This is a genomic window from Bradyrhizobium sp. OK095 (assembly GCF_900109945.1).
Lineage (GTDB): Bacteria > Pseudomonadota > Alphaproteobacteria > Rhizobiales > Xanthobacteraceae > Bradyrhizobium.
This window is the reverse complement of record NZ_FOBX01000011.1, coordinates 71,368-90,907: the sequence shown is the minus strand read 5'-3', so window position 1 is coordinate 90,907 and position 19,540 is coordinate 71,368. Positions and strand designations below refer to the sequence as shown.

Annotated in this window: 16 protein-coding genes and 1 tRNA gene; 8 read left to right on the top strand and 9 right to left on the bottom strand. The window is 62.5% G+C overall.

From position 1 onward, the window contains the following. Positions 1–41: 41 nt before the first annotated feature. The 3 genes from BMW89_RS27040 to BMW89_RS27030 all read right to left on the bottom strand — a co-directional run bounded on the left by BMW89_RS27040 (position 42) and on the right by BMW89_RS27030 (position 4,530). Positions 42–1,310, bottom strand: a complete 1,269-nt coding sequence (locus tag BMW89_RS27040) for a hypothetical protein (protein ID WP_143062834.1) — start codon at positions 1,308–1,310, stop codon at positions 42–44. A gap of 103 nt (positions 1,311–1,413) precedes the next feature. Then, the gene (locus BMW89_RS27035) at positions 1,414–2,637 is read right to left on the bottom strand and encodes a UDP-N-acetylglucosamine 2-epimerase (RefSeq protein WP_244547700.1); all 1,224 of its coding nucleotides are present in this window, start codon (positions 2,635–2,637) and stop codon (positions 1,414–1,416) included. Between the two features lie 195 nt (positions 2,638–2,832). Then, positions 2,833–4,530, bottom strand: a complete 1,698-nt coding sequence (locus BMW89_RS27030; protein ID WP_210187581.1) for an ABC transporter ATP-binding protein — start codon at positions 4,528–4,530, stop codon at positions 2,833–2,835. A gap of 364 nt (positions 4,531–4,894) precedes the next feature. Between BMW89_RS27030 and BMW89_RS38085 the strand changes: the two genes are divergently transcribed. From BMW89_RS38085 to BMW89_RS38080, 6 genes are all read left to right on the top strand, one after another. Next, entirely contained in the window at positions 4,895–5,521 is a 627-nt protein-coding gene (locus tag BMW89_RS38085) for a 2OG-Fe(II) oxygenase (RefSeq protein WP_177196343.1), read from the top strand. A gap of 117 nt (positions 5,522–5,638) precedes the next feature. Further along, complete coding sequence (locus BMW89_RS27020) at positions 5,639–5,923, top strand: PqqD family protein (protein ID WP_092030684.1); 285 nt, start codon at positions 5,639–5,641, stop codon at positions 5,921–5,923. Continuing rightward, a complete protein-coding gene (locus BMW89_RS37495; protein WP_143062833.1) occupies positions 5,913–6,869 on the top strand; it encodes a hypothetical protein in 957 nt (318 codons plus the stop codon). The genes BMW89_RS27020 and BMW89_RS37495 overlap by 11 nt, the downstream gene beginning before the upstream one ends. Continuing rightward, a complete protein-coding gene (locus BMW89_RS27015; protein ID WP_349516535.1) occupies positions 6,866–7,699 on the top strand; it encodes a sulfotransferase domain-containing protein in 834 nt (277 codons plus the stop codon). The genes BMW89_RS37495 and BMW89_RS27015 overlap by 4 nt, the downstream gene beginning before the upstream one ends. Next, entirely contained in the window at positions 7,689–8,162 is a 474-nt protein-coding gene (locus BMW89_RS27010; protein WP_092030679.1) for a lasso peptide biosynthesis B2 protein, read from the top strand. The genes BMW89_RS27015 and BMW89_RS27010 overlap by 11 nt, the downstream gene beginning before the upstream one ends. A 73-nt stretch (positions 8,163–8,235) precedes the next feature. Beyond that, positions 8,236–8,391 (top strand): hypothetical protein, encoded by a 156-nt coding sequence (locus BMW89_RS38080; protein ID WP_177196341.1) that lies wholly within the window; start codon positions 8,236–8,238, stop codon positions 8,389–8,391. A 10-nt stretch (positions 8,392–8,401) separates the two neighbouring features. Here BMW89_RS38080 and BMW89_RS27005 read toward each other — a convergent pair whose 3' ends face one another. Beyond that, a complete protein-coding gene (locus BMW89_RS27005) occupies positions 8,402–10,267 on the bottom strand; it encodes an asparagine synthetase B family protein (RefSeq protein ID WP_177196340.1) in 1,866 nt (621 codons plus the stop codon). Between the two features lie 822 nt (positions 10,268–11,089). Between BMW89_RS27005 and BMW89_RS27000 the strand changes: the two genes are divergently transcribed. After that, positions 11,090–12,145, top strand: a complete 1,056-nt coding sequence (locus BMW89_RS27000; protein ID WP_177196339.1) for an SMI1/KNR4 family protein — start codon at positions 11,090–11,092, stop codon at positions 12,143–12,145. Between the two features lie 56 nt (positions 12,146–12,201). Here BMW89_RS27000 and BMW89_RS26995 read toward each other — a convergent pair. Beyond that, a tRNA-Ser gene (locus tag BMW89_RS26995) sits at positions 12,202–12,291 on the bottom strand. Between the two features lie 197 nt (positions 12,292–12,488). On the opposite strand from BMW89_RS26995, the gene BMW89_RS26990 reads away from it, so the two are divergent. Continuing rightward, complete coding sequence (locus BMW89_RS26990; protein ID WP_092030672.1) at positions 12,489–12,830, top strand: hypothetical protein; 342 nt, start codon at positions 12,489–12,491, stop codon at positions 12,828–12,830. A gap of 171 nt (positions 12,831–13,001) precedes the next feature. Here the strand turns inward: BMW89_RS26990 and BMW89_RS26985 are convergent, their stop codons facing one another. The 4 genes from BMW89_RS26985 to BMW89_RS26970 form a co-directional block, all read right to left on the bottom strand. Beyond that, entirely contained in the window at positions 13,002–14,465 is a 1,464-nt protein-coding gene (locus BMW89_RS26985) for a trehalose-6-phosphate synthase (RefSeq protein WP_177196338.1), read from the bottom strand. A gap of 241 nt (positions 14,466–14,706) precedes the next feature. Next, positions 14,707–15,519: a trehalose-phosphatase gene (gene otsB, locus BMW89_RS26980; RefSeq protein WP_092030667.1), complete on the bottom strand. Its 813-nt coding sequence runs from the start codon at positions 15,517–15,519 to the stop codon at positions 14,707–14,709. A 3-nt stretch (positions 15,520–15,522) separates the two neighbouring features. Beyond that, positions 15,523–17,010: an MFS transporter gene (locus BMW89_RS26975; protein WP_092030665.1), complete on the bottom strand. Its 1,488-nt coding sequence runs from the start codon at positions 17,008–17,010 to the stop codon at positions 15,523–15,525. 486 nt (positions 17,011–17,496) lie between these two features. Next, a complete protein-coding gene (locus BMW89_RS26970) occupies positions 17,497–19,530 on the bottom strand; it encodes a methyl-accepting chemotaxis protein (protein ID WP_092030663.1) in 2,034 nt (677 codons plus the stop codon). Between the last annotated feature and the right edge of the window lie 10 nt (positions 19,531–19,540).

Here is a 19,540-nt window from a genome sequence, read left to right as displayed (position 1 = left end):
CATGAACGGCGGGCTCAGTCGGATCGGAGGCCCGTGCAGGCCTAATATCGGCGTTCGTATCTGAACAGCCCCCCGCGCAGGCGACTTGGCAACCAGGCGAAAAGCGGATCGCGAGACGCGAACCAGGGTTCGTTCGCGGGACGGTCGAGCCGCCTGACCACGCGATAGATTGCCAGGAGAAGGCTGAACAGAATCAGCGATGCGAAGAAAGCGGTCACGGCAACGGGCAGCGGCGACCTCGTCGCGATGGGTCTCAAACCGATCGCGGGAGCTGCGTTGAAGACGATGCGGTCGGCGCGCGCGCGCGCCTCGGCAATCGCGAATGCGATCTCCTGGTCGGTCTGGATCTCGGGCCCCGTGGCGGCTGTGAAAAACTCGCCTCGCTTGCCATCGAGCCAATCCGCCAGGCGAGAGCCGGAGCGGATGTCGTCGGGACGCGCAGCTGCATGCGACAGAAATCGCTCGTACGAGCCAAGGATTTCGAGTTCGCGCTGTGCGGTCTGCACCTGGGTCTGCTGGTCGAGCAAGGTCGATTCAAGCGCGACGAGCTGGGCTGCCGGAGACAGGTAACGACCGCCGCCGTTCTCGGGCGAGACGATCGTGCTGCCGCCAACGCCCCGCAGGTCGGGATAGGCTTCGAGCAGGCGGCGCATGCCGGTGATGCGCGTCTCCGTTTGCGCCATGGAAAAAGCAAGCTTTGTCAGCGTGACTTTCAATTCGGCCTTCCGGCTGGCTGATGTGGCCTGCTTGTCGTCCAGGAAGGTGTCGAGCATCGACCAAAACAGGGTCTGCCGGACGTGCAGCGCAATCGCATTCATCGTCTGTGCCGCATCTTCACGGCTTGGCGATCGGATCGAGACTTCGATACCCAGTGTCGTGGACATGCGCGGGTCGGATGCCGGTGCGTCACGCAGATCGTCGCGACGCAGAGCGCTTCGATACTGCAGGCTGCGATCCCAGAATGCCTGCGATTCGAGAATTCGCCGCAGTCGGTTCGCCGCCGGCATTGCATCTGAACCATCGCCAGCGACGACACCGAGCGTTTGGAGCGTCGCCGTAACAAGGCGAGGGTCCGGCAGCAAAGGACTTAGATGACGCCATTCATCCAGCGTAAGTTTCGGAGTGAAGAGCAGACCTTTCGCCTCGTAGATCGGCTTCATGTGGACATAGATGGCCGCGGCGAGCGCTGCGATGAGCGCGAGCGGCAAGAGCAGTGCAGCGAAGTCCAGATAAAAGCGCAGAAGGGCTCTTCCGAGATCCGGGAGAGACGTATCTTCGTCGGCGCGCAGGCGCCGTTCCGAGGCCGTCATGTTGCCGGTCGCTGCGTATGAGGGGGGATACACAGACGAAGTCCGATGGGGCGTTGTACCCGGGGCCGCCGGGTCGCCGCGCCACGCGCCGGCAGTCGATGCATCAAGGCTCGCACGTGTCGGCTCCCGATGCGCCGGCGTAGCGCTTCAATCTTTCATCGAGCACGGCTTCCCCCAAATGGTTCGAGCGCTCGACGGGCTTGGATCGATCGAAAGCTACGAGCACCGCTCGATGAGGACGCGTCGTCGTTTCGGTTCCCTTGCCGGCCGTCAAGAGGCCTGCGAAGTGATCCTCAAGCAATTCTGCAATGCGTTCGGCACTGCGGCCATTGCCAAACGTCTCGCGCAAGGCGCTGCGGCTGGACACCGGCTGGGACAGGAAGCGGTTGACCAGAGCCCGTAGCTCGAAGCCTCCGATCTTTGCGGGATCGATGCAATCGACGCCCTCGACAAGGCGGCCGCGCTCGAGGGTGTGCCGCAGGCAGATCACCGGCACGCCCAGCGTCACGGCCTCCTCCAGAATTCCACCGGAGTCGCAAATGGCCATCTGCGACCCGGCCAGCATTTCGAGAAAATGCAGATGTTCGGTCGTTCCGACCATAACCGCGTTGGGGCCGAGATCAGCAGCCTCGATATGCGCGAGCAAGCCGCGTTTCAACAGCCGGAACTCGGTTCCGGGAAACTCCGCAACGAGACGAGCCAGGGCCTCGATGATGATCTGACTGTGCTGGCGGTTTTCGCGCCGATGCAGCGATATCAGGACGCCATCAGGCCGCGCTGCGGCCGCGATCAGTTGCTTGCGATGACGAAAGATTGCATCGCAAACGGTGTTGCCGACAACGAAGCTCTGCTTGGCGGAGAGATTCACCGTGGCATCGAGGTCCCCGTAATCGGTTTCCGTCGCACAGAACAGCAGGTCGCTCTGCGTATCGATGAAAACCCGGTTCATCTCTTCCGGGAACGGACTGAGCGGGTCGTGGCTCCGAAGCCCCGCCTCGATGTGTGCAAGTGTTGCCCCGGCCCTGACGGCGCCATGCGCGCCAGCCAGCGCACTGAAGGTATCGCCCTGGACAACGACAACATCGCCGGCCAGTTCGGCGATCTCGGTGGCGCAACAGGCGATCCAATCCATGTCGTCGCGGCACTCGCGGCGCACCACGCTTGCTCTGACAATCTCGACATCTTCAGGCCGGTCAAATGCGTCGGCGCGGTTCTGAAGCGTGTCGTAGACCATCACTCTGAAACCGCTCAAAGCGAGCTGCCGCGCAACATCGATGGATTTGATGATTTCCGGGACCGTCCCGACCACGAAAGTCACGCAAGGCATGTCGAACAAATCGAATTCCAGAGCAAAGGATGCGGGTGCAAGGTCATATCCCGCTTGATCTTCAGTACCACAAGAGATTCGGTCCGGCGACTCTTGTCGGTCGGATTTTATTGTGCAAACCGCGGTTATCGAACTCCTTTGCCCAGGCGGCTGGAGTGTCGGAGCCACACGCTGCGCGTTTGCGGGCCGTGGGGCTTACGGCGCGACGGCACGCGTTTCGCCGAAGGGCTTCTTTCCGGCAACCTCACGCCATGGCCCGGTGGCAACGACCCCACCCTGGTTCAGCAGCACGACCATATCGACCCGATCGAGATTCAGGAGCCGGTGGCCAACGATGAAGATGGTCATGCTGCCGTGGAGCGCTTCGATCACCGCCTGAACGCGATGTTCGCTTTCCAGGTCCAATGCGCTCGTGGCTTCGTCGAGGATCAGGACGTCCGGCTGCGTCAGAAGCGCGCGGGCAAGGACGATGCGTTGCCGCTCACCGCCAGACATGCGCACTCCACCGTCGCCGACCACTGTGTCGAGCCCACCGGGAAGGCCGAAGACAAAGTCGGCTGCCGCTCGCTCCAGCGCAAGCCGCAGCTCGCTCTCGCTGGCGTCCGGGCGGGCCCAAAGAAGGTTGGCACGGATCGTCTCGTTGAAGAGGAAGAGGTCTTGCGGAACATAGGCCACGCGGGGGCGCCAGCGCGCGCGGTCCGATCCAGTCAGCGCGACCCCGTCCACTTCCACAGTGCCCTGGTTCGGGACGAGGAGCCCCGTCAGCAAATCGGCCAGCGTGCTCTTGCCGGCGCCAGACGGCCCAAGGATGGCCGTGGTGGTTCCAGCGGGAAACTGCAGCGACACGTTCCGCAGAGCCGGTTCGCGGCGGCCCTCATAGTGCAACGTCACGTCCGTGAAACGGATAGTTTCCCGCAAACGGAGCGGCGGGGCGCTGATGTCCGACAGCGGCTGTTCGACCCGTTTGCACGCCGCAAGCAACTGTTCGATCTCTGCAAAAGTCGGTCTTGCATGTAGCCAGAGATGCGTCTGTTGCTGCAGGCCGGCGAACATCGGGATCAGACGGGCGAAGACCACGACCAGCGTCAGGAGCTCCGGCATCGGGGTCTGCCACATGGTCAGTCCGAAATAAACGTAGACTGCCACCATCGCGGCACCCGCGGTCTGGAAGAATGCCTTCGACAAACTCGCTCCGGACGCGAATGCCAATTGATGGCTGCGAAGGCTGCAACTCGTTGCCAGAATGTTGTCGCGATGCGCCTGCTCGGTGCCGAGGATCTTCGTCAGCTTGATGCTGGCGAGGCTTTGCTGAACATTTGCATGCAAGGCGCGATTGGCTTCGCCCAGATTCTGGCCCAGCTTCAATGCCGCGCGCCGCTGGCGAGCAAGAAGAAGGAAGACACCGCCGCCACTGGCGAGCGCCAGCGCTGTTATCTTCCACGAGAGCAGAACGGCGGCCGAGAGACAGGCAAGCGTCGTTGCACTGCCGGCCAGCAGGCCAAGCCCCGCATTGAGGCCGAGGCCGGCGCGATGGATATCGGTGAGCAGCAGGCTGGCGTGATCGGACCGCTGCTGCCCGACAATCCAGCGCCATTCGGCCTTGAGGACCGCCGTCAGGCAATCGCGACGCAGGCGATCGACGAACTGCAACTGAACGCTGACCGCCAATCGCTCGCGGCCATACTGGATCGCGTTGCGGAAAGCGACGGCACCGACGAAAAGCGTCAGGACCGCCAGCAGCGTCGGCGGGATGCCGCTGGCTGCGAGGGCACGGCTCAAGCCAAGCGCAGGCTCCTGATGAGGCGCGGAGCCGATGAGATCGAGCAGAGGAACAAGCAGCAGCAGGCCGATACCTTCGCTTATCCCGCTCAGGATCATGAGAACGAGAAGCATCGCCAGCTGCCCGCGGGGGACGGTGGCCAAAAGGCGCAATATAGCGAGCATTGCCTACTCCGGAGCCACCGCGCGCTTGGCTGCCTCGGCTATTGCTGGCGAGGACACGGGCATTCGGTGGCCCGCGATCAGTAATTTCGTGAACATCAAAAGCAATCTCACATCCAAGCCGCGCACAGGCGGACCCGAACGGGGCACGGGCGCGAGACGCCGCAAGAGCCGCTCGGGGAGCGCCCTTGGCTCCCAGTTTACAGTCGGCCTGGCAAACCTGCCATGCCGGTTATTGCAAGGTTTTCCAGATTGTCGCCTCCGCGGCTTTGCGATAGAACCCGTCGCTCTTCCCGACCGAGCAGGATCGTCTGACGTGACAACAGGCCTTGAAGCCCTGCAGCAACCGCCGCCATACAGGACGATCGAGCCATTCCTGGGTGAGGCACTGGTCGAGCGGCTGCTCATTTATGCCGACCGACGGCAGAACGATTTCGTACCGACCCGTCTCAGCAACGGCGAAGTCAATCGGGACGTCAGGGTCTCGCACATGCTGCGGGATTTCGGCGATCTGCGGCAGGAACTGGAAGCGCGCTTCATCGATGTTCTGGATTGGGCGATCCGCGAGCTCAATCTGTCGCCGATCGATCTCGCCCCGCTCGAGCTCGAACTGGTTGCACATGGTGAAGGCGCCTTCTTCAATCAGCATATCGACACCGCCACGGATCATGCGGCGGCGCATTCGGCACGGGCCTTGACCGGCGTCTACTATTTTCATCGTCGCCCGAAGGGATTCGATGGCGGAAACCTGCGGCTCTACGCGATGGCACCGGCAATGGACGGCGAACGGCGTAACGTCGATATTCTGCCTCGATCTGACACCCTGCTGTTGTTTCCGTCATGGGCCCCCCATGAGGTGCAGCGGATTTCCTGCCCGTCCGGCGCATTTCTGGATAGCCGCTTCGCCATCAATTGCTGGTACCGTCATCGATGGGTAAGCTAGTCGGTGGGGCGCGGATTTCCGAAAGCAACTTGTGCAGCCGCCGGTTTATGCGGGGTCTTCAGCAAATTGCGGCATCCGCCGACCCGCGACAATTGCCAGGGAATTTAGCGATAAGACATGTCTGACGTTCTGAAGCTGACCGATACCGTATCCCGGGCCCGGAAGCATCTCGCGACCGAGGTCGACGACAACTTCATCCTGATGAGCATCGAGCACGGCGTCTATTGCGGCCTGGATACGATTGGCAGCGACGTCTGGCGCCGTCTTGCCCGTCCGACGCCCGTCGCGACCCTCCGCGACGCCGTGGTTGCCGAATATCGCGGCGACCACGAACAGATCACCGCCGATATTCTGGAATTGCTGACATCGTTGCGCAAGCTCGGCCTGGTCGATGTCGGCTGAACCGCATCGGGCTGCGGCCATCGCAAACAGCGATCTCTTCCTGTGCGGGTTGCGCGTACGTTCGACGCTGCCGCTGCCGGAACTCGCGCCGTGGACCGGGGATGACCGCGAGCCGGATCTAGTGATCCGAACGGGAGCCATCCCCGCCCGTCTCGATGGCGCGCATGATATGTCGCCGCTTTTGCAGATCACGCCGCAGATGCAGGCCCGGCTGTCGATCGATGGCGTCGCGACCTATTGGTTACGGAGTTCGGAAGAGATCATCATCGATCCGCAGATCGCGGCGGATCGTCCGGATGTGCGCATCTTCCTGTTCGGAACGATCCTGGGCCTGCTCTCGCATCGGCGCGGACTGTTCCCCCTTCACGCGTCCTGCGTGCGGATCGGTGGCAACGCTGTTGCAATAGCGGGCATATCGGGCGCTGGAAAATCCACGCTGGCCACGGCCTTGACGCGCCGCGGCCACGCGCTGTTGTCCGACGATGTCTGCGTGATCGATCCTGCCGCGGCCGATGGGCCGGCCGTTCTCCCGGCCTTTCCGCGGGTCAAGCTGTGGCAGGATTCTCTCGAGGCCATGGGCATCGGATCGCATGGCCTGGCCGCAAATCGTCCTGGTCAGCACAAGTACCATTTCTACTTGGCAGAGGCGGCCAATTTCGAGCCTTCTGCGCTGCCATTGAAGAAGATCTATCTGCTCAGCCCGTCCAACGCGCCGCTTGCCGGCCGTAACGAGATCGAGAAACTGGCGCCGACGTCCGCGATTTCCGGCTTACACCAGCAGATCTATCGCAAACGAACGGCGGCTGAATGGGGATTGGAGCCGGGTCTGTTCAAATCTCTTGGAACGATCGTCGGCGCAGCAGAGATCTATCATCTCACACGAAGTCCCGATCTCGCAGACCTCGCCATGATGGTGCAACGTTTCGAGGCGCATGCGGCGTCATGAGCGGCCTTCGCCTGATCGCCTCCTATCCCCGGTCGGGGAATACCTGGGTGAGAGCGTTTCTGACGGCTCTCGTTCGGGGCGGCCCGCCGGACATCAATGCGCTGGATGTCCGCGTTGGCGCGGAACGCCAATTCTTCGACGATACCCTCGAAATCGAGACATCGGATCTGTTGCACGATGAACAGCGCCGATTGCGACCAGGCGCGTTCCGGTCGGCCTGGCAAGTCGCTGCGGAGGGGGGCCCCCTCAAGACGCATGACGCCTGGCTGACGGCGCCAGGAGCGGCGGAGCCTCCATTCCCGCGCGAGCACATCGAGGCCGTCGTCCTGATCGTTCGCGATCCGCGCGACGTTGCTCCGTCACTGGCAACTTATTTTGGGGTCACAACGGACAGCGCGATAGAATTGATGGCGAACCCCGAATGGTCGCTTGGGGGCGGTTCGCGAGGCCTGATGCACCTGTTGCCTCAGCTTGTCTCCAGCTGGAGCCGGCACACGGCCAGCTGGCTCGCCTCGGGTCTTCCAGTTCTCTTGGTCCGCTACGAGGACATGATCGCCAAGCCGCTGGACGCTTTTCCTCGTATCGCGGAAGCCCTGAAATACGACCTTCCCCGCGATTCGCTGGCTAGGCTGCTCGATGCCACACAATTCGACCGGCTCAAGGCCGAAGAGGCACGCAAGGGCTTCCGCGAATCCTCTCGACACGCACCCAACCGCTTCTTCGGTTCCGGAACGGCCGGAGGATGGCGCCAGAAGCTGACGGCGGCGCAAGCCGATCGCATCGTGCGAGAGCACGGCTCCATCATGCGGGAATTGGGCTATGGCGATTGAGCGCGGCTCCCTGCTTCGTCGCCTCTGGCGACGTCGCGTCGATCTGCCGCTGGTCGCCGAAGCGGTGTGCAGGCTGACGACGGCGCGCCTGCGCCTGAAACGGCAGCCTTTCCAACAGATAGCGCAGCGCCTGATCGGTCCAGTCGAGGCGCAGAAGGCATCGGCTTCTGCATTTTTTCCGCGCCGCGTGCGCTGGGCCGTCCTGGCGGCAGCTCGGCGCGTGCCGTGGCGCTCAGTATGCTTTGACCAGGCCATCGCAGCCCAGCAGATGTTGGGGCGTCGTGGCATTGTCGCGGATCTCGTCTACGGGGTCCGTCAATCCGAGGCCGGGCTGGATGCCCATGTCTGGCTCCGGCTCGCAGACGGCTGGATCGTCGTGGGCGGCGAGCAGGCCCCGCTTTTCCATCCGATTGCGCTGTTCCGCCCCGGGCGGGAGGACGTTTCGCTGTCATCCATGACATGAAGCTCCTGCTATCCACATGGATTCACGTATGATAGTCAGACGTGGCTGATTGATTGGAATAGAGGGTCTTACCGTGCAGGAGCCGAACAACACCGAAGCCGAACGTTTCCCCGCCGCCGAAGCGCCGGCCAGGGAATGGCGCAAGCCGGTGCTGACGATCATTCCGGCCAACAGCGCCGAAAATGGGCCTGGTTTCATTCCGGATAGCGGCGGATTTGATTTTTCCTGATTCGGGCGGTTCACTCGTTGCCGCCCTCGAAGCGGCGAAGGAATCGACCGGTCGCCAGTCCTCGCGCGAGAGCAAGCTGATAGCTTTGCATCGTCTTGGCGGAGTGCCATCCGCCATCCGGCCAGTTTTCGACAAGGTGGCGGAGGCGCGGCAGATCGAGGCAGGCGCTCGCCAGCGGGCTGCGTTCCAGCCGCTCGACTTCCGCAATGATCTCTGATCGCGCAGCCGTCATCTGGCGGGACCAATCGGCGGCCTGCAGCCCCTTGCGGCGTTCCAGCCTGACTGCGTCGGGTAGAATTCCATGCATCGCACGACGCACCAGCGAGCGGCTCTCGCCATGCAGCAGAAATTGCTCGGCTGGAATGGCAAGGCACAACTCGACCAGGCGCCGGTCGAACGTCGGATCACAAAGGGTGAAACCGAATCTGCGCTTCTGCGATCGCCACACCATCGCGGAGTCCGCTCGCCCCAGGACCGCGAGCCGGACGTCCCGCCGACCGAGTGCCGTGTTGCCGACATTGCCGGCCATGGACTTCGCTTCGTCCAGAATGCCCGCCCGCTCGGCGAAATCGGCACGCAGAGCCGAGTAAGCGTGCAGTTCAAGTTCAGGCCGGCCGAACAGACGGCGAAGAAAGCGCCGCAGCGGGGCCGGAAGCAAAGGGGCGATCACCCGATTGCCGAGCGAAGCCCATGATGTCCCGGTGCGATGATGGGCAAGCAGGTGCCTCGCCAGGGTGACCCAACGGCCGTCGTGGGCCAATCGCGTCAGGAAACCGAAGCCGTCATAGCTTATCGTCATGTTGCCTTTGCCCCCGCTCAACATCACGGTAACGCCTCGGCGTTTGGCCGCCTGGCCAATGGCATCGCTCCAGACCTGGTTCGTCGTATTCACGACAGGCATGCTGGAGGTTTCGCCGACCCGGTCGAGAACATCGAACAACGCCGACCCGTCGTTCGGAACCAGGACGTGATCGATATTCGGGTAAGCTTCCGCCACCCGCGCCGCCAGCGGTCCTTCGTCCCAGATGCGATCGCGATAGGCACTGCCGTCGAAGCCCGCGACCGGGACAGCGGTGTAGGCCGTCAGCCTGAGGCCCCTCTCATTGAGTTGCCGTGCAGTGCATGCCGTGACGCTGGAACTGTCGAGTCCCGCGCTCAAATGGCTCCCGACCACCTCAGCGCCGGCGATGCGGCAACGGATCGCCTCGTCCAGCCGCATGCGGATGGCCTCGGCATAATCCTCGTCGCGTGCCAGACGGATGGGGGACAGTTCCTCCGGCCGCCAATAGCGCAATTGTCGCGGGCCTTCATCGTCGAACAAAGCCAGATGACCCGGCAACACGCGCTCCATCCCGCGATGGAGTGTCCCGGCATCGCTGTGGGGCAACAGCGCCAGCCAGCGCGCGATCCAGCGTTCGTCGATGGTCCGCTCGACTCGCGGCTGCGCCAGCAGTCCCTGCGGCTCGGTGGCGAACAGGACCTCCGCTCCGTTCCGCCAGAAGTACAAGGGAATCATGCCGAGCGCGTCACGGATCAGCAGAAGTCGCCGCGCCCGCCCATCCCAGATCGCTCCGGCAAAATCCCCGACCAGTCGCAGCGGAAAATCCAGATCCCAGCGTCGGTACGCATCGAGCAGAACTTGCGCGGCAGAGCGGCCGACACGAGGCAGATCCAGCTCCGCAGCGTGATCGAGACGCCCGTGAAACAGCGCAACGACCGGCCCGTCCACGGCCATTTCGGCATCGTCGCAGATCCCTAGCACCTGGCCAGCGTCACGATGAAGGCGGGATTTGCCCTTGCCCAATGCCATCGCGTGCAAGGACCGGTCGATGTCGGGCATATTGCCGACGAAGTTAATCGCTCCAGCGATGGTCATGATGCGGTGCCGTTGCTTTCGGCCCTTGCTATCCATGTCATCGCATTTGCGCTCACCTTTTGCTCCCTGTCACCTATCGTCTTGCACGTTCATGCATTGTGTGTCTCCAACAAAATATGTCGGTCTGCGCGCGAGACCTTGCGAAGATTTTTCGGAGAAAAGGAATCGCAGGTGCCACTGCTTGCAGCCCGTGCCACGCGGTACGCATGCCAAACTGGAGCGCATTTCGGCGAAGTGGGACACCGGTTCGCGTGAAGAAAACGCGTCAAAACATGAATCTAGAGCCGCGCTCCGATTCAATCGGAGCAGAAATGGCTCTAGTCAGACGTTCAGTGGGCCAGTGAACTGAATTGCAGACGTCCGCCTCGGTCCCGAGAACTCTCTAGCAAGACCAATCGCCTCTTTGGCGATTTTCGCACCGCTCGATCTACGCATGGGCGCCATCGCGCTGGAAGCGCAATATGTGTTGACCCAAACCGTCCCGGCATGGATTGCGCGCGACAGCGCTGGAATCTCAGAGAGTCCGTTTTGCTCTCGCTCTGATATCCAATCTTACGACCCGCATCGGATCGACCTTTGCCAATTTATCTGTGCGCTGTATCTCACGGCTTGAAGATAAAGAAACAAAGCGCACACCAGTGCGACAAAGGGCTTCTGACCTCCATGCGGCCTACGGGCACCTGGAGTCAAAAACATATGGCGGAGAGAGTGTCAGTCAATCCTGATTGAAGTATAAGCTAGTTTTCATTCCGAACGGTGGCAACCAACGGTCCTAGCTAATGGGCGCTTAGACTCGCCTCGTAAGACGATGGGGGGATGGGGATGACGACGAAAAGGCCCTTTGACGGCTTCGATTTCGAAGGCTTCTGGAACGACTGTCCGCATTCCCTGGAGAACTATGTCGAGCCTCCACCGAGCGACAAGCTGATCGCCTCCATTGAGCAGGAAATGGGCGGCTATCGGCTACCGGCAGCCTATGTCGACCTCGCACGGCGCCACAATGGCGGAATGCTCAAACGCAGCTGCCACCCAATGAAGGAGCGTACAGGCTGGGCGGAGGACCACGTGGCAATCGAGGGGCTCTACGCCATCGGCCGAACGTCCGATTATTCACTCGCCGGGCAACTGGGCGCCAAGTTCATGATCGAGCAATGGGGCTACCCACCGATTGGGGTCTGCATCGCCGACACGCCGGCCGGGGGCCACGAACAGATTATGCTGGACTACCGGAGTTGCGGAAAGCAGGGCGAGCCGCAGGTCGTGTATGTCGACCAGGAGGATGACTACAGCATCTTCGTCGTTGCGCCGGACTTCGAGACCTTCATTCGAGGCTTAGTCGAGGAATCCGAGTACGATACCACTGAGGAACGTCGGGCCGCTACGATCGCAACCATCGAGCGGGGAACGTTATCACCCATCGTGGTGCGGGCCTTGGTTGCGACCGGCGATCGTCTGCTGAATGGCGAGCGAATATTGCGAGCCTTGGCCCGGCAGATCGTGGACGAGAAGGGCTTCTTCGCCTTGCACGACGACGAGCGCTCGCAGTTGATGTATGGACTGATGTTCTGGCTCTATTCGAGCCTTCGTACCGCCAGGTCCTTCGAAGCTTTCGTAATCCGTCCCAAGACGGGCACCTCCTACGACGACTCGCCTTGTTTCGAGCTGATGATCATTTTCGATCTTGTCGCCGACCCCTATGACTTCAACACGGGCGGGTACGCCGAGGGGTTTGTGAGGGACTGGTGGGACGCATGCGTCGCCGGCGGCGACATCGTCGAGATGGCGGAAGGCTACCGTCTGACTCCCAAAGCCGAGGCGACCCTGCTCGGGCGGTTGGCGACGATTGCTGGCCCCCAAGCGAATGAGCCGGCGCGATGATTTGGGATTGATGCGATTTTGCGGTTCAATCAGGCCGGACGATCCAATCGCGCAAATGGCGGAGAGAGTGGGATTCGAACCCACGGTACGGTTTCCCGCACACACGCTTTCCAAGCGTGCGCCTTAAGCCACTCGGCCATCTCTCCGGAGCGCCTTCTCTTGAAGGGGCGCCGGTGATTTTGCAAGGGATCGCGAGGAAATCGGGTGAATTTTCCGTAAGATATTGTATTTCAATGAGAATATCTGGCGCCCCGTGGCCCCTTTGGAACCGCTCACAAGCTGAACCGGAGGCGGGTTTGGCGCGACGATTCACGCGAGACCACCAAACACGACCGGGGACGCCATGATGATCCGCAAGACTATCGCTACGCTCGGCCTGATTTCCGCCCTTGGCGTCGCCTTTGCCGTGCCGGCCCTGGCACAGGTCTGCACCCGGCAAGGGCTCGACGTCAGCTGCGACGACGGGCGACGCGGGTTGCTGTCGGGCGATGCCATCCTCTGGCCGGACGGAACGCGCTCGAGCTCGACGCCGCATCAAAGCGTGATCATCGGCAACAAGAGCTCGGTGCATGTCGGCCCCGGCGTGTTCGTCGGCCAGGGCAAGGGCATGGTGCCGATGGATGATCCCAACGCGCCGAACAAGCGCCAGTGCGCGATTCTGGATGGCGTATCGTATTGTTATTGAATGCTCTTCCTTCTCCCCTTGTGGAAGAAGGTGGCGCGAAGCGCCGGATGAGGGGTTGCGCCCTCATATTCACTGCAAGAGATTTGTTCGATGAGAGAAACCCCTCACCCGTCTCGCCGCTATCGCGGCGAGCCACCCTCTCCCACAAGGGGAGAGGGGAAGACCGTCGCGTTAGATCAACCTTACACCCGAGATCGCCGACTTCAACCAGCGCAGCGCTTGCGGCGGCTGGGCTGCGAGCGGGGCGGCCGCGGCTTTTTCGGTCCGGCACTTCTCCAGCTCCGCGACGAAATCCGCAGACCATTGCTGGATGGTGTGGCCGCGCAGCTTCTTCATCATCGCTTCCCAGCGCATCTTGCGCTCGATCAGCGGCATCGCAGCCGCGGTCGCGATCGCGCTGGTCATGCCGTCGATGTCGTGCGGATTGACCAGCAGCGCGGCGTCGAGCTCGTTGGCGGCGCCGGCGAATTTCGACAGCACCAGCACGCCGGGATCAGCCGGATTTTGGGCTGCGACATATTCCTTGGCGACCAGGTTCATGCCGTCATGCAGCGGCGTCACCACGCCGATCTGCGCGGTACGATAGAGACCCGCGAGCACGGCCTGGCTAAAACCCTTGTTGAGATAGCGAATCGGCGTCCAGTCCACTTCGCCATGGCGGCCGTTGACGTCGGTAACGAGACGCGCGACCTCGTTCTGGAGATTGCCATAGGCCTCGATCGCACCGCGCGAGGGGTTCGCAATCTGGAGCAGCGAGATACTGCGCGCGAATTGCGGCTGCTCGGTCCAGAGCCGGTCGAACGCGCTGATGCGATTGACGAGGCCCTTGGAATAGTCGAGCCGGTCGACACCAATCGCGAGCCGCTCGCCGTTCAGGCTGCGGCGCAGGCGCGAGACGTCTGGATGCGACGCCGACTTGGCGGCGTAGGCGGCGAATTTCTCCGCATCGATGCCGATTGGAAATACTTCGCAGCGCGTGCGGCCATGCGGTGAGATCACAACGCCATCCTCAATGGCGAGATCGAGTTCGCTACCGGCATAGGCGAGAAAATTCTGGCAATCTTCCTCGGTCTGGAAGCCGAGCAGATCATAAGCCAGCATCGCATTGATCAGCTCGCGATGATTGGGCACGCCCTGCATCACCGCGGCCACCGGCCACGGCGTGTGCAGGAAGAAGCCGATGGGATCGTCGACGCCGAGATCACGCAGCTCCGCACCGAGCGCGAGGAAATGATAATCCTGCACCCAGAACGCGGTCTGCGGTTTGCGGAACCGCATCAGGGCGCGCGCCATGAACGCGTTGACCTCGCGATAGCTGACATAATCGTCGCGTGAGACGCGGATCAAATCGCTGCGCGAATGCAGCGCCGGCCATAGCGCCGAATTGGCAAAACCTTCGTAATAGCCGCCGTAATGCGCCGCAGGCAGATCCAGCGTCGCAATCGCACCCGATCCGAGCGATTCGATCTCGGCAAACGGCTCCTTCTGATGGCCATCACGCACGCGGCCGGAGGAACCGACCCAGATGGCGCCCGAATGCTCGACAACGGGAAGCAATGCCGCGGCCAAGCCGCCCGTCATGGGCTCGTTGGGTTTGCCGCGCGCAACTCGATTCGAAACGACGATTAAGTTCACAGGTCGTCCCTTCCTGTTCATTCCACCCTGTTTAACTGCTGTTCATCAATATGGTTCCTGTCATCATTTCTACGAAATGAAACCAAAATCGGGCGCGTGCGTTGGAACTGGTTTCGCTTGCGGAACCCGCAAATTTCCCTGCAAAGACAGCTTTAGCGGTCGTGTTGCGCAGCATGCATTGCGGCGCGCAATAGCGCTGCACTGACGGCCTTTATGTCTGCGGCGTGGCGCTGCCTTGGTTTTACCTCGGATCGAGCAGGCGCGCGAGGAACGCGCGCACGTCGCTCGGCGCATCGAAGTGGCCATTCACACCCATGGCGCGGCGACCAACCGAGAAGGAGAGCCCGTTCATGTCCGGCATGATCGCGAACACGGTTTCATCGGTGACGTCGTCGCCGATGAAGATCGGGCGGCGTCCTCTAAACGGCTCATGCTTCATCAGTTCGCGCACGCCGGTTGCCTTGGTGAAACCGGAATGCTTGATTTCGCAAACGAACTTGCCGGGCAGAATTTCAATCGGAGCATTGGGCAGATCGGCTCGGATCAGGGAGACGGCTTCGTAAATCGCCTTCTCCGCATGCGGCGCGAGACGATAATGCAGCGCCAGCGAATAGCCTTTGTCCTCGAGCAGAATGCCGGGACTGAGCTTGGCGATTGCGGCAAGCCGCCGCTTCAGCTCCTTGTCCATCGGCGGCGCATGCACGTCGTCGGCCTCATTGCCCACCGACAGCCGCATCTCCGCGCCGTGGCCGGCAACCGCGCGAAAGACGTCGGGCGCGAAAATCAGGTCGATGTCGTTGAGCGAGCGACCACTCACCATCGCCAGCGCACCCGAGGTGAGCTCCGTCAGCTGGTTCAGCGTTTCCGACAGGCCCGGCGGCACCCACACCTCACGCGGCGTCGGCATCAGGTCGAGCAGCGTGCCGTCGATATCGAGCAGAATCGCAGTCTCGCCCAGATGCGGGACGAGCGCATGCGGTACCGGCACCGCGTCGGGCGCTTCTTCATCTGGCATGGTGCGCTTCTGATCCAGTTCAGCGAGTTCCGATTTCATAGTCTACTCCATAGAAGCTAGCGGCCGCGCGATGTGTTCGAGCGATTTGCGTTCCGCGGCGACGGCGTAGCGCCACGCCACGATCGCGGCCGCAATCATCAACACGGCTCCCAGCAGATAGCCGGCGAACACGCTACTGCGTGAACCCGTATCGATCAGCGCGCCGAACAGCGCGGGACCCGCGACGCCGCCAATGCCGGTGCCGATCGCATAGAACACTGCAATCGCCAGTGCGCGGACTTCCAGCGGAAACGTCTCGCTGACGGTAAGATAGGCTGCGCTCGCGGCGGGCGAGGCAAAGAAGAAGATGACCATCCAGGCGATGGTCTGCCCCTGTGCGCTCAAGGCGCCGATTGAGAACAGATAGCCCGAGAGCGCCAACAGCACGCCCGAGACGCCATAGGTGAGCGTGATCATCGTGCGGCGGCCGACCGTATCGAACAGGCGGCCGAGCAGCAGCGGGCCCAAGAAATTGCCGGCGGCGAAAGGCAGGAGATACCAGCCGACGTGATCGGCACTGATGCCGTAGAAATCGGTCAGCACCAGCGCGAAGGTGAAGAAAATCGCGTTGTAGAAGAACGCCTGCGCGACCATCAGCACAAGACCGACCAGCGCGCGCTGGCGATAGGTGAAGAACAGCGTGTGCACGACCTCGCGGATCGGGGTGTGGCTGCGCATCTTGATGCGGATCTTCGCAAAGCCTGCACCGCGACCATCCTGCTTATGCCCGACCACCGAACGTTCGATTTCACTGACGATCTCTTCAGCCTTTTCAGGATGGCCGTGGATCATCAGCCAGCGCGGACTTTCCGGAATCCACATCCGCATCAACAGCACGACGAGACCGATGGTCGCGCCGGTCAGATAGGCAAGACGCCAGCCGAGATCCGGATCGATCACGGCCGGATCGAGCAGCACGATGGCGGCGACCGCACCCATTGCCGCGCCGATCCAGAAGCTGCCGTTGATGACCAGATCGGTCCAGCCGCGATAGCGCGCCGGCACCAATTCCTGGATGGTCGAGTTGATCGCGGTGTATTCGCCGCCGATGCCGGCACCGGTGAGGAAGCGAAACAGTGCGTAGCTCGCGATATTCCACGACAAGGCGGTCGCAGCCGTCGCCGAGAGATAAAGCGCGAGCGTGATGAAGAACAGTTTTTTGCGGCCGATCCGGTCGGTGAGCCAGCCGAAGCCAAGTGCGCCGAGCACTGCGCCACCAAGATAGGCCGAGTTGGCGATACCGAGATCGAGATTCGAAAAATGCAGCGTCGGACTCTGCTTCAGTGCGCCCGAGAGCGCGCCGGCCAGCGTCACCTCGAGCCCGTCGAGGATCCAGGTGATGCCGAGCGCCAGCACGACGCGGGTGTGAAAGCCGTTCCACGGCAGCGCATCGAGCCGCGCGGGAATGCTGGTCTCGACGATGCGCTCGCTCGCGACCGCCGCAGAGACAGCAGGTCCATAATTCAGCGCTGTGCTTTGCTGCAAGTCCATCGCGTTGTTGCATCTCGCCAATGAAAGCGGCCCGGTTCACATGATGTGGACGGGGTCGATCCGATCATGGGGTGCGGCATTACGCCTGCCACCTGCGACAACGTCTGCGGCAAGGGCAGGTTCCCGCGGGAACAGCCTTGAGGCCGTCCGTTTCCGATGGAGCCGCGAGGAGTTGACGCATGGCTCACGTCAGAAAGACGACACATTCTCACAAAGCCGCGGCGCGCGAAGGTGGACCGGAAGCGGGCGTTTGAGAGTGAGTGAGATTCGCGCCACTCACTCCGCCGTCGTCCCGGACGAGCGCAGCGAAGATCCGGGACCCATAACTCCCAGGGAGCGGTTTGGCGAAGACTCCGGGTTACCACCGTCCGTCCCAACTACTCCCCGCGGCTATGGGTCCCGGATCGGCGCACGTCTAAGGGCGCGCTTGTCCGGGACGACAGCGGAGTAAGAGCTGAGAGAGAGGTCTTCAGGCGCAACCGAGCCCTACGCCGCCCTGATATTCCCCATGAAGCGATCGAGCTCGGCACGCAGGCGCGTGCTCTCGCTGGACAGCGTCTTGGCCGAGTTCAGCACCTCTTCCGAGGCTGAGCCGGTTTCGGCGGCGCCGCGGTTGACCTGGCCGATGTCGGTGGCTGCGGTCTGCGTGCCCTGTGCAACCGTCTGGACACTGCGCGCGATCTCCTGCGTCGCGGCGCCCTGCTGCTCGACGGCGCTCGCGATCGACGTCGAGATCGACGAGATCTGGCCGATCGTCGCACCGATCTCCTTGATCGCCGCCACCGATTCAGCGGTGGCGCCCTGCATCCCCGTGATGTGCGAGGAAATTTCGTCCGTCGCCTTGGCGGTCTGGCTGGCCAGCGACTTCACTTCGCTGGCGACAACCGCGAAGCCGCGGCCGGCTTCACCCGCGCGCGCCGCCTCGATGGTGGCGTTGAGCGCGAGCAGATTGGTCTGCTCGGCGATCGCCGTGATCAGCTTGACGACCTCGCCGATCTGCTGGGCGGCATGCGACAGTTTGCCGATCCGGGTATCGGTTTCCTTGGCCTGCACCACGGCCGCTTCGGCGATGCGGCTGGAGTCGCGGACCTGGCGGCCGATCTCCTCGACCGAGGCCGAGAGCTCTTCGGTTGCGGTTGCGACCGACTGCATGTTGCTGGAAGCCCGCTCGGAGACATCGGCGACCTGGCTCGACAGACTCTGCGTCGTCTCGGCGGTGCGCGTCAGCGTGGACGCCGCCGATTCGAGATGCACGGCGGAAGATGAGACGTTGGAGACGATGGCGCCGACCGCGCTCTCGAAATCGTCGGCAAAGCGGATCAGCTCGGAGCGGCGGCTTGCGGCCTGCTCGCGGTTCTGGGCTTCGCTGGCGGCGGCATCGCGCTCCGCCTTGGCCACGGCCTGAACCTTGAATTCTTCCACTGCGCCGGCCATCTCGCCGATCTCGTCCCTGCGGCCGAGACCCGGCAGCACGACGTCGAAATTGCCCGAGGCGAGTTCGCGCATCGCCTTGCACATCGCGATCATCGGACGCGAGATGCCGTTGCCGAGCATCAGGGCCAGGGCGGCGCCGATGGCGAGGCCGCCGAGCGCCAGCATCAGCATCAGTCGTTCGGTCTCAACGATGGTGGAATTCGCGCTCGCCTCGATGCGCTGCTGATCGGCAGTCAAATCCGACCGCAGCTCGCCAGAGAGCTTGAGAATGCCCGCCGCCGTCTTCGTCATCTCGCCGTTCGACTTGACGATGATCTTCACGTTCTCGGTCAGCTTCGAGAACGAGGTGCGGTACTGCTTCAGCAGATTGCCGATCTCAGTGACGCGGTCGGTGATCTTCTTGTCGTTGGCATAGATCGAGACCAGCAGGGTCTCCAGGAATTTGATGCGGGCGATCACGCCGTCGGCGGTCTTCGGCTCCGGCTTGGCGATGAAGGCGCTCACCGAGGTAGAGACCGCGAGATATTGCGAGGTGACGTCCTTGGCCGTGGTCTGGACCGAGTCCAGGCTCGCCAGCGCCGCGGTGTCGGCGAGATCGTCGAACTTGAAACGGATCTTGTTGCCGACGCTGTTGAGCTCGTCGGCGGCGATCTTGTTGTTCTCGCGCGTCAGCGTGATGATCTCGCTGAACACCTTCGTAAAGCGCTGGAACTCGGCCTCGAGCTTGCCGACCTGCTCGCGGCGCGCGGCGCCGGTCGTGGCCGCCATCGATTTGGCGATCGCGACCCTCAGCTTCTCTTCAGCGGCCTTGGCCGCGGTCTCGTCATCCGTCGCGCCTGTCAGCGTATAGGCGCGCGCCAGCCCCTGATAGGCGACCAGCTCGCGATCGACGGTCCGCGCAGTATCCGCTTCCGCCACGCTCGTGCGGTAGGAGGCCACGGCGGCCTGGATCCGCTCGAAGCCGAAATAGGCGAAAGCCATGCTGACGGCGAGGATGGCCAGCACCGCCACGAAGCCGAGGATGATTTTTGCACGAAAACGCAAGGTGAGCAGCTTCGATGTGTTCGGCTTCGACTTGACGGGCATTCCCCACCCC